Origin of the sequence: Nitrosomonas sp. (assembly GCF_019752415.1) — a bacterium.
Taxonomy (GTDB): domain Bacteria; phylum Pseudomonadota; class Gammaproteobacteria; order Burkholderiales; family Nitrosomonadaceae; genus Nitrosomonas.
In genome coordinates, this window is sequence record NZ_JAIEME010000084.1 from 1 (window position 1) to 7,544 (window position 7,544).

Genomic DNA, 7,544 nt, shown 5'->3' on the forward strand with positions numbered 1-7,544 from the left:
CGTGTTTGCTTGTGCTATAATCCCGCTCCTGACGCGGGGTGGAGCAGTCTGGCAGCTCGTCGGGCTCATAACCCGAAGGTCGTAGGTTCAAATCCTGCCCCCGCAACCAAACAAATCAGGCACTTAGAGAATAAAACCCTAAGTGCTTTTTTGTTTCTATTTTCAATGTCACCACCAATTTTCAACGCCAAGCAATAAAAAACCCGGAATGAATCCGGGTCTGCGTTAAATGGAAGCGATCCATCTTCGATTCATATCAAATTCTTGGCTTCCAGATCGACACAAAATTGAGTCAGCAAGAGATTTATTTCGTCACTTAAAATATGCTGCATTTCAATTACAGTTTTTCCGTGAAGATTTGGTGCTGTCTGCTGCGGTAAGCCTTGCAATTTATCCCTAAGCATCCTGCTTGCCTCAAATGCGGCCTTATGTACGTCATCTCGTAAAATCAAATGCCCATTGCCACATCGTACTCAAGCTTTGCCTGCATCGCTAATGCCTTTTCTTTCAGTGCTCGGCTGTTTTTGTAAAGCTCATCAGCGTCGCTACCATCAAGATTAAGCTGGTCTGCACTATTTACAACTGCCTGCAATTCTTCCAGTGTTCGATTTTCTTCTGGTGTTTCATTTGAAACCGATAGAATAGAAACCGTTGAAACCGCTTGACCACCTGATCAGCATCATCCGCTTGGTATTCCATGATCCACCTCCTCAGCATGTTGGCATTGATTTCCAGACTTCGAGATGCTTCTGTCGTCGTATGACCCTGATTCAATACCCAGCTGATCACATCCAATTTGAATTCCTTCGTGTACTGCTTTCTCGTTACCATTTCTTCCTTCAGTTAAACAATTTTCTCTTAACTGGACTGTCCAGTTTCAGTAAACCACGTCATGATGCAACTGCAAAACCCTAAGCAAACCAAGATACTGCTGGTAACATTGATGGGAACCACTCCGACACTGAAAGCTGCTAATCTGCAGGCCGATTTGCGCCGCGCCGGTATGAACCGTGGGCTTGGATCATTAATTACAGTGTTGCTGCAACAACTATCACTCACCCTTATTGTGTTAGCAAGCCAATAATGAACTTGCTGATATCGAAACAGCTTACCTCAGATCTCAGTTCTTAAACCAATGGTGCTTGTATTTAAACAAACTAAGAATTAAGCTTTTATGAGCTAATAGAATATTTATTGAATTGCCCAGAAACTTACGACGGAATAATCACATTAAGCCAAATTAAAGTGATTCGATGCGTGATGAGCCTTCACTTCTTGCAACAGAAAAATGGCTTCTTACCCTGGATTTAAGAAGTAGAATTTTCCAGAAACTTCTACACGCAATTCTACGATCGGATACACACCAGAAGTATCCACTACTTGGAATTTTTCTATCGTGTCAGCTGGTAGCTCAATTGTATATCCGTTGTTACTTGTTAGCATAAGCTTACCATCTATAGATCGGAACAACATCCCCGTCAATATTTGAGATGGTTTAGTTGTCACAATTGATGAGTTAGTTTTTAAAAGATCATGAAGAGACTTTGAGCTAGTTTGCTTAAGAGAGTGCATAATAATATCTTCCATATAAATAAAAAAAAGATGGCGTTTTAAACAGCGCAACCGCAACTACTTTCATTTTTTAGAAACTTTGTTTCTAAATTGTTTCTTACCTTAAAATATCACTTGAGTATTTTTAAGCTGTTATGCTCTGAATCACCCGGGCAACTTATAATTATTAATGAAATATATTTTTATCTGAATTAAGCACTCTTTTTTATTTATTAACCGTTCAATGGATACTTTTTAGGGTTAATACGTATTGTTTTTCTTTATTGAGGGATAAGTTTGATAATCCCTGTCTTAAATATCAAAATCACATGATCTTTAGTAATTATTAAACGAGGCGTCTGCCGATTTCCTTCGGAATTTGATCTCGAGCGCGCAAACTTTATCTGTTTTACATGACGTCCCTATAACAATAAAATTAATTATTTATTACACATTCATCCCACTTGTTTGAAGTAGGAATTGCCCTCATTGAACGGACGCATTTTATTCTGGTTATGAACGGCAATTGAATTTTGAGTCACCTCTTACAATTTGACCTAAGCGGGCGGTCTATTTAGGTTCTGCCGCTCGGGACTATTCCAGCGGCTTTCTTTTCTTTTAAGCGATAACTTTGCCCGCAGATTTGCACGATATGTCTAGGAAGTAACAAGCAGTCGATGCGCGGCGATCAGGGTTTGATCATCGGCAAATGCACCTGGCCATCGCGAGAAATGCAGATTGCTCGTAACAATGATGCTGCTCACTTCATATTGTTTAACGATTAAATTCAAGAACAGACTCGTTTCAGCACGATCAAAATGCAGATAATCAATTTTATCGATTACAGGCAGTTTGGCGCCGGGATGCTGCGCTTGAGATAAGTATCCAAGCGTTCCTGTTTTTTTGTGACGGCTAGTGGCACAATCAAATTTGCCGTTGTGATGGATCGCACTTTGAATGCCTAGTTGAATAACCCTGATAAGCAACATTAATGGTCAACCGACTTTTACCGACCACTGCTGTTTGATCTGCACTTTCAACCGCCGGATTTCTTCCTGCTCCGGCGTTGATCTCCAGACTTCGGGATACTTCTGTCGTCGTATGTCCCTGATCGAATACCAGACTGATTGCATCCGATTTGAATTCCTTCGTGTACCGCTTTCTCGTTACCATTTCTTCCTCCAGTTAATGCTATTTTCTCTTAACTGGAGTGTCTGGTTTCAGTAAACCACGTCAGTCGTTAGTGGGTTAGCTTTACATTGTCGGTGACACCACTTTTTATAAACTTGAACGATCAAAAAAGATGACGCATTCCTATCGTCAGCGTATTGCGATCTCTATCCACTGGGTTATTTTTATCAATTACATTTACATGTTGATAACCACCAAATAAATTTGTACGTTTACTCAAACTATAAAGAGCTCCAACCGTAAAGCTTTTCGATTTCCTACTTGCGAGAGCCTCAGTATTATTAGCATCAGTCATACCGCCCTGAGCAACAAAGGTGGTATTTCCCCATTTATATTGCCCGCCTGCATACCAAATATCTCCACTCCCTCCCGGATTCATTGCCGAATTGCACTGTCTAGTAGAATTTTCCCCAAGAGCTCCCAATGCAGCCGCATCAGAACAGGTGGCCGCACCTAGTGCATTGCTAATATAGTCATATTGACCTTGAATTCGGAAGTTTTGATATGCCCAGATCCCTCCCACCCGTGCTACCTCTTCAGTTCTTAAGTTAGCTGTGAGTACTTTTTTTTGAGTAGAACTTACATTATCCCTAGAATAGCCACTAAATACCTCTAATTTGTGGTCTTGGATTTGGGTAATATATTTTGCCGCGAATTGAACATCCCACTCTCCATTTTCTCCTCCGGTATTACCGATATTGCCACCTTTGCCGCCGAGCATTCCCCCTAGGTGTGCTTCAAGTCGATCTGAATCTCCTGGCATTAACATAACCGCAAAAGAAAATCCGTTAAAAGCCGCAGAAGTGAAACGTACAACACTATTTACAGCAGTATATGAAGCTGAACCCAGGCCATTGGCACTTGCAATCATAGTTCCACCACTACCTGTTGCCTGAAGAGTAGTATAAACAAACGGATCAATTGTCCAACCGCCGGCAAAGTCGGCGAAAGGAGAATGGGTTCGACCAAATTTCAACGTACCTAAAGATTCTTGGGATAAACCCACAAACATTTCTCTGTTACCCGATTGCGCACCATTTAGGTTGAACCCGTAATCAATCATTCCAACCGCTTTAAATCCTTTTCCTAATTCTTCGAGTACTCTGAGTCCCCACGAAGAAAAAAAAGTTGGATCTTCAATCGATGCCTGATTAGAGAAACCTTCAATATTGATATGATTATATTCAGCTTGAATTCTTCCAACGAGACCAAAATTCATAGCTAACGCGGAAGTACTTGATGTAAAAACTAAAACACTTATTAAAACTCTGGGCATTAATTTTTGAATATTCATGTTTTGTTTAAAAAAAATTGTTCTGAAGAATGGATGTTAATTTTTCTTCATTACTCTTTTATTAAAGCAAGGCATAAATTTAAGGATATTTCTCACAATTGATGTGAGAATAAAGAATCATAACTGTGTCACATGAGCCATAGTCAAATCTGATGTATGGAGAATTAAGCTGCGACCTGTTTTTGACCTCCCGTTGATGAATTTAATACCGGAGACGACATCGGGCAGCAGATTGTAGCCTCTCAATCGGAACCATTTTGCTGTGCTGTTTCCATAAGCTTGAATGCCATAATTTGGCTACAGCTCTCAACAATCCCATTATGCTGTCACCGGCAGCCAGTTTGGGTGCATCCTTGAGACCGCACTGTTTCAAATCCATTAACACTTCCGTCCAGCTCGCTTCAGATTCGCGATAACAACCCGACAATACCAGCAATTCATACATCCCATTTCATCAGAACCAATCATCACTAAAAGACATAGCCAGTCCATTTTCACGTTACTGTAGACGCCACCGGCCCAAACATAAATGTAACATTTCTTGCTTAAATCACGCCGGTTACAGTCCTGGTAATCCTGTTCACAGTTTTGCTTCAGACGGCTAATCGTGGCTGCCGGCAATCCCGGTGCACCCGGCCCCAACAAGTGTTTCAGCATCTCGGCAAAATCTCCCGCTGGAATGCTTCTCAGATATAACCAAGGGGAATTCCTCAGTATTTCCGCTATGTTTCAAGTACGGCGGTATCAAGCTGCTGTTAAATTTAATACCAGCACTTGAACGATCCCAAATCTTGGACAATTTGACTTCAATATTGGCGAGTCCGGTTTGAATGGCACGTTCGGGCATATAACCATTTCGACCACTACCGACTTTCCTTCGTCAGCTTTAAAACCGCCATACTGCTAGAGGAAAGCAGCCACTTCCGCTTCAATGGCAGTAGCCAGCATCTTACGCGTTTCTTCTCTCAGTACTTCCTACAACGGATGTTCTGGTGTATTCAGCTTCAAAACATTGTTATCTGTCATTGCGTTGTTTTCCTTTTTTATTGATTGATCTGGCGAGATCTCTACCAACAGGTTACAGCGCTTTCTTCTTCTCCTATACACCAGGAATAATCATAGTTCGTGTCATATTTTTTTAATATGCGGAAGATATCGTGCTTAGAGTCAAGATTGATTAAGGTAATTTCAAATCAATGGCAGGGTACGATTTCAAGATTTTAGTTTTTCAAAATCAGAATTAACGTATTCCTTCTTGACTATATTTCTTAACGTAAATTTTATTCGGTAAGAAAATTCAAACCAGTTCAGTTATGGAGGGTTTTACAATGTTAGTAAAGAAAATAAGTAAAAAGGTTTTCTTGGCAGCGGCGAGTGTATTTGTATTTTCGACTGGGACAACAAGTGCTGAAAATGATCTAGAATCTAGCTATAAGTATCCGGAGGTCTACAACAAATATATACAACCATTAGCTACGGCCATTGATTACTACAATGGCATGCTTTATCTCTTTAATTACGACAATGACAAGCTGATAATAGTCAATCCTGTTAGCCTCAGTGGCTGGCCCGGCAATCTTCCTCTGCAACATACTGTCATATTGCCAGAAGGCGATAAGATTTATGTAACTTCTGACAATACCTCGGAGCATCCTTCTTATGTTATTGCTCTGAAAGTTAATAGTATTGACTGGAATTCCGGTTCGGCATCTCTCACAGTAGAGTCAGTAATGGCAGCAGATGTGCCAAACACCCCTAGTGAACTTCCGCATGTCGAGGCAATTAACAAAAATCAACCAATTCCCAACTGGTTGGTTGGAAGAGGAACCCAAATTCATGGTCCCACTTTATTACCGTATTCCGATTATCTTTATTTCACTGAATTTACCTCAGACCGGGTGCGCGTCGTAAATCATAAGACTAATGAATTAGTAAGCGGCCTGGATCCTATTGTTATCCCAGGGTATACAGAACAAACACACGGCGTTAATTTCAATCGCTCAGGTACTGTAGGACTTGGTACGGGATATTTTTTTGATAATAACTTAATAGACGTCTACAAATCTAATAGAGAAACAGGCGAATTGCGAGTAATCGGTCAAATTATGCTCGGCGACGAGAAAAAATATGCCGCGCTTACTCATTTTGTATATTGGCTGGACGAACGATACGCTGTAACTGCCTCGATGCAATTTGATAAAACTTCCCTAACCTCATCAAATACCAAAAAAATTATTCCTCCTAGTGTGTGGTTGCTAGATACACAAGAAGGTACCGCAAAAAAAATTGTAGATAATACCAATGATCCAAGAGGTCATGGCGTTTTTCGCTCTGCCTCTGATTTGGCAGTTGTAAATGGCAAGCTCTACATTGCTGAAGAGGATACGCTTGATAATACCTTTGCAGATGATGGGTATATTTCTGTGTTTGATTTAAGTGACCGCAACAATCCAAGATTCTTGAAAAGACTCAAGCCCGGCAAGGATCTTCCTGCAGGATATTCTGTTGCTCACACGATCAGCCCGACTCCAGACAATCGTTATTTAATGGTAGCAAGCTGGGTTTCTGGATATGTGCTGAAAATAGATACTACAACGGATACCGTAGTAAAAGTTTGGGGACCTGCTGATGGTCTTGTTAAACCTCATGGCATTTTTGCTGCTGGGGGCTTACGTTAATTAGTAGGACCATATCGAGCTGTCTTTTCTCGTCAACAAACTTGATAAATTAAAGATGGCTCGATTTTGATCTGTTCTTATATAAGAAAAACATCAAGATAATTACAATGAATAAGTAAATTGAAAACAGTAAACCTACAAAAATTCCATTTCCTGGCTGTTATGGTGACATTGCTTGTTTTAACTCAAGTTGATACTAAAGCAGCGACTGTGATTCTGCCGCGTCCTATACCTCTTCAAGCAGAAAGTATTGCTCACTTAAGACAAGCGCATGCAAATGAGGGCAATAACTGGCAACTTGTTGTTTTTGGATTTTCACATTGCAAAGATGTTTGTCCCATATCCATGGCTAACTTAGCGATGCTGGTTAAGGCTGCGGCTGACGAGCAAATTCCGATAAATGGAACTTTTGTAACTGTGGATCCCGATAGAGATTCAGCTGCTACTTTATCTCAATATACTCAGAACTTTAGTTCTAAAATTTCCTATTTACGTTTTGAGGGTGAAGAACTAGAGCGTTTTAAAAAAACTTTTGGAGTGGAAGTAATATTCTATACGAAAAATGAAGGCAATTTATCTAACTATCAAGTCGATCATAGTACATCTGCATTTTTGATAGATCGGGAAGGAAGAATTAGAGTTATGTTCGATGCCCTAAAGGATGCGAGCGATATTGTAAGAATGTTCAGGGAAAAAAAGGATTTATTTAAGGTATGAAGTCGATCACTATTGTATTTCTATTATTTGCCTTGATAGATTCTGCTTACACCATGGAGATCAATGTCAATCCCAGATCTATTATTTCCTCCCTTGATAAATCCTTAGCGCCA

General features: G+C 40.4%; 9 protein-coding genes, 1 tRNA gene and 3 pseudogenes. 4 read left to right on the forward strand and 9 right to left on the reverse strand.

Features of this window, described 5'->3' with window-relative positions; genetic code table 11:
• Positions 1-32: 32 nt before the first annotated feature.
• Positions 33-109: transfer RNA gene (locus K2P83_RS12335), tRNA-Met, on the forward strand.
• 142 nt (positions 110-251) lie between these two features.
• Here K2P83_RS12335 and K2P83_RS12340 read toward each other — a convergent pair.
• The 3 genes and pseudogenes from K2P83_RS12340 to K2P83_RS12350 all read right to left on the reverse strand — a co-directional run.
• Positions 252-404 (reverse strand): hypothetical protein, encoded by a 153-nt coding sequence (locus K2P83_RS12340; RefSeq protein ID WP_292929615.1) that lies wholly within the window; start codon positions 402-404, stop codon positions 252-254.
• Between the two features lie 44 nt (positions 405-448).
• Positions 449-592, reverse strand: coding sequence for a hypothetical protein (locus tag K2P83_RS12345; RefSeq protein ID WP_292929617.1), 144 nt, complete (start codon positions 590-592; stop codon positions 449-451).
• A gap of 89 nt (positions 593-681) precedes the next feature.
• A pseudogene (locus tag K2P83_RS12350) lies at positions 682-831 on the reverse strand (transposase); the annotation flags it as partial.
• A gap of 61 nt (positions 832-892) precedes the next feature.
• Here K2P83_RS12350 and K2P83_RS12355 point away from each other — a divergent pair.
• Positions 893-1,070, forward strand: a pseudogene (locus K2P83_RS12355) (arsenical pump-driving ATPase); the annotation flags it as partial.
• Between the two features lie 226 nt (positions 1,071-1,296).
• Here the strand turns inward: K2P83_RS12355 and K2P83_RS12360 are convergent.
• The 6 genes and pseudogenes from K2P83_RS12360 to K2P83_RS12385 all read right to left on the reverse strand — a co-directional run bounded on the left by K2P83_RS12360 (position 1,297) and on the right by K2P83_RS12385 (position 4,883).
• Positions 1,297-1,587 (reverse strand): hypothetical protein, encoded by a 291-nt coding sequence (locus tag K2P83_RS12360; protein WP_292929619.1) that lies wholly within the window; start codon positions 1,585-1,587, stop codon positions 1,297-1,299.
• A 620-nt stretch (positions 1,588-2,207) separates the two neighbouring features.
• A complete protein-coding gene (locus tag K2P83_RS12365; RefSeq protein WP_292929621.1) occupies positions 2,208-2,540 on the reverse strand; it encodes an ATP-binding protein in 333 nt (110 codons plus the stop codon).
• A gap of 30 nt (positions 2,541-2,570) precedes the next feature.
• A pseudogene (locus tag K2P83_RS12370) lies at positions 2,571-2,724 on the reverse strand (transposase); the annotation flags it as partial.
• Between the two features lie 121 nt (positions 2,725-2,845).
• Positions 2,846-4,036, reverse strand: a complete 1,191-nt coding sequence (locus K2P83_RS12375; protein ID WP_292929623.1) for a porin — start codon at positions 4,034-4,036, stop codon at positions 2,846-2,848.
• A gap of 202 nt (positions 4,037-4,238) precedes the next feature.
• Positions 4,239-4,481, reverse strand: a complete 243-nt coding sequence (locus K2P83_RS12380) for a transposase (RefSeq protein WP_292929625.1) — start codon at positions 4,479-4,481, stop codon at positions 4,239-4,241.
• A 156-nt stretch (positions 4,482-4,637) separates the two neighbouring features.
• Complete coding sequence (locus tag K2P83_RS12385; RefSeq protein ID WP_292929627.1) at positions 4,638-4,883, reverse strand: hypothetical protein; 246 nt, start codon at positions 4,881-4,883, stop codon at positions 4,638-4,640.
• A gap of 481 nt (positions 4,884-5,364) precedes the next feature.
• Between K2P83_RS12385 and K2P83_RS12390 the strand changes: the two genes are divergently transcribed.
• Together K2P83_RS12390 and K2P83_RS12395 are read left to right on the forward strand one after the other, a co-directional pair.
• The gene (locus tag K2P83_RS12390; protein ID WP_292929629.1) at positions 5,365-6,714 is read left to right on the forward strand and encodes a hypothetical protein; all 1,350 of its coding nucleotides are present in this window, start codon (positions 5,365-5,367) and stop codon (positions 6,712-6,714) included.
• Positions 6,715-6,834: 120 nt separating this feature from the next.
• Positions 6,835-7,431, forward strand: coding sequence for an SCO family protein (locus tag K2P83_RS12395; RefSeq protein ID WP_292929631.1), 597 nt, complete (start codon positions 6,835-6,837; stop codon positions 7,429-7,431).
• The last annotated feature ends 113 nt before the right edge of the window (positions 7,432-7,544 follow it).

Coding starts and splice junctions, on each gene's coding strand:
- K2P83_RS12340 (WP_292929615.1), bottom strand. CDS start 404: ATGCTTAGGGATAAATTGCAAGGCTTACCGCAGCAGACAGCACCAAAT.
- K2P83_RS12360 (WP_292929619.1), bottom strand. CDS start 1,587: ATGGAAGATATTATTATGCACTCTCTTAAGCAAACTAGCTCAAAGTCT.
- K2P83_RS12365 (WP_292929621.1), bottom strand. CDS start 2,540: ATGTTGCTTATCAGGGTTATTCAACTAGGCATTCAAAGTGCGATCCAT.
- K2P83_RS12375 (WP_292929623.1), bottom strand. CDS start 4,036: ATGAATATTCAAAAATTAATGCCCAGAGTTTTAATAAGTGTTTTAGTT.
- K2P83_RS12380 (WP_292929625.1), bottom strand. CDS start 4,481: ATGTATGAATTGCTGGTATTGTCGGGTTGTTATCGCGAATCTGAAGCG.
- K2P83_RS12385 (WP_292929627.1), bottom strand. CDS start 4,883: ATGCCCGAACGTGCCATTCAAACCGGACTCGCCAATATTGAAGTCAAA.
- K2P83_RS12390 (WP_292929629.1), top strand. CDS start 5,365: ATGTTAGTAAAGAAAATAAGTAAAAAGGTTTTCTTGGCAGCGGCGAGT.